Origin of the sequence: Arthrospira sp. PCC 8006 (genome assembly GCF_046480465.1) — a bacterium.
Lineage (GTDB): Bacteria > Cyanobacteriota > Cyanobacteriia > Cyanobacteriales > Microcoleaceae > Limnospira > Limnospira platensis.
Genome location: NZ_PKGG01000389.1, coordinates 1 through 2542 on the forward strand (window position 1 = coordinate 1; position 2542 = coordinate 2542).

1 protein-coding gene and 1 pseudogene are annotated in these 2542 nt (G+C 47.6%); both read left to right on the forward strand.

The genetic code is table 11. From position 1 onward, the window contains the following. A partial coding sequence (locus B9T16_RS27760; RefSeq protein ID WP_410246296.1) for an Ig-like domain-containing protein occupies positions 1–1987 on the forward strand: 1987 nt, incomplete at its 5' end. Positions 1988–2090: 103 nt separating this feature from the next. Next, a pseudogene (locus B9T16_RS27765) lies at positions 2091–2542 on the forward strand (hypothetical protein); the annotation flags it as partial.

A 2542-nucleotide genomic window follows, 5' to 3' on the forward strand; every position in this document is an offset into this window, starting at 1 on the left:
ACTTCCGCCACCCCCACCCCCTATCAACTTGCCACCTAACGCAGTTGATGACCGGGTGAGACGAGGGGTAAACCAACCAGTGACCTTTGACGTACTCGCCAATGATAGCGACCCTGAAGGGGAACCTATTAGGGTGATTGAATTTACCATGACCACTGGGGGGGGCTTAATCCAAAGTCCTGCTGACCCCAGAGGCGGAACATTTACTTATACTCCTAATCCTGGCTTTGTAGAGCCGGAAACCTTTACCTATACCATAACTGATGGTAGTGGTAACACTGCCCAAGCCACTGTATTTATACAGGTTAATCAACCGCCAGAATTAGTAGTTAATCGCGGGATTATCCTACTGCCAACTCAGCAACAAACCATCACAGTTAATAACCTATTTGCCGAAGACCCAGACAATCTTCCGACTGAGGTATTTTATGAGGTATTAAGAGAGCCTCAAGCTGGTATTATGCAGAGATTGGGGACCACCTCCACCGATCGCATTAGAACTGGCGATCGATTTAGCCAAGAAAGCATTAATACTGGTGCTATTATCTACACCTCTGGTAGAGAGTCTGGCGTAGATGATTTAGTATTCCGACTCACAGATAGTGTCGCCACCTTACCCCAGCAAATCTTTAGTATCTCAGTCGTGGATGACTTCATTCAGGGAACTGATGAAGATGACAACATAGTTGGTACAGCCTTGAGTGAGTACATTCAAGGATTTGGTGGTAATGATACCCTTGTGGGTGTTGGCGGTCGAAATATCCTCGAAGGAGGTCCGGGAAATGACTCCCTAGTGGGGGGAAGTGGTAATGATGTCATTGATGGTGGAGAAGGAAACGATACCCTATTGGGTAACGAAGGTAACGACTCTATCTTTGGTGGACCCGGTAACGACTCCATCATTGGTGGTAGTGGAATTAACAGCCTATTTGGAGAAGGTGGAGACGATACCATTATCGGCGGTGATGATGGTAATTTACTCAGTGGTGGTGTTGGTAATGACTCCCTCACTGGTGGCACAGGTAACGATACCATTTTTGGTGGTGATGGTGATGACACCATAATTACTGAGCGAGGCGATAACCAATTATTTGGAGATGACGGCGACGATTTCATCTGGGGTGGAATTGGTCGAGATCTAATTCAAGGAGGACCGGGCAATGATACCCTCATTGGTGGCTCTGGTAATAACACCATTTTTGGTGGACTGGGTAACGATTCTATCGTTGGCGGCAAAGGAGATGACACCCTGTTTGGTGGTGAAGGTAACGACACCATTGAGGGAAGTGCTGGTGATAACAGCATCTTTGGCGGCGCTGGGAATGATTCGATTATAGCCGGACCAGGTAATGATACCGTATTTGCTGGACCAGGTAACGATCAGGTCTATGGTGGTGATGGTAACAACCTCATCTTTGGAGACAGTGGCAATGATACCCTCTATGGTGGCAGTGGAGATGATACCATATCTGGGGGAGCCGGTTCTGACCTACTCACAGGAGATTCCGGTAACAATGTCTTCTACTACCTCAACCCCGGCGAGGGAGTCGATATTATTACTGATTTTAAAGATCCAGGAAACGATCGCTTCTTAATTCTGTCTGGAGAAAACAATTTTGAGGGGTTAGTTCCCACCGTTGGCACCGCCGCCGCACCCCTCCAAAGCGCTATCATTAGCGCTCTCGGCTCAGAAGGTACTGACATTAGCGGACGACAATTAATTATCTTCCAAGACACCTTTGATAATATTCAAGCCGTTAACGCCGCTCTCAAAAATCAAAGGGGTTCAGATGGCGGTTCCGCTTTGTTCCTCTACCGGAATAACCTCACCTATCAAGGCTTCCGAGGTAACTATATTCTCGGTTTTGACCCGGACTTATCTGATGACAGTTTACCCGCCTTTGACTTGGCTATTCTGGAATCAATTGATCCTTCGACGGATAACATTAGTACCATTATCGGCTCTAATGATTTCACTATTATCTAGCCATAGTTCCTGATTTACCAAACCAGGGGAGAACACTTAAACCCATATCCTCCCCTGTTTCCATCTTCCCCCTAATACTTGATCACTATTAAGGAGTCCCATTATGACTGGTGTTAATATCCCGACCACCCTCGCTCTCATATCTCGCCGAGTTATTCCCGGTAATAGTCTACTAAGCACTAATAATATTGAATTAATTTTTCCCGCTGACCCCATTCCTGGTAAATTTCAAACCTTTGGGGGGGCGATCGGGGATACCATGACCGGAGCCAATGGGGAACTCTTATTTATTCCTGAACAACCAGTTTTACAAGCTGTTTCGATCGCTACCAGTTCCATTGTTTATCTTGAACAAACTGACTCAGGCTTGCAAAGCCTCACCGGACAAGCCGGAGAAACTTTACCTGGTGGTGGCGGGGAAATTCTCTTTCGACCAGAGGGTTTTGAGTTTCCCGCACCAACTCCCGCACCAACTCCCGCACCAACTCCCGCACCAACTCCCGCACCAACTCCCGCACCAACTCCCGCACCAACTCCCGCACCAACTCCCGCACC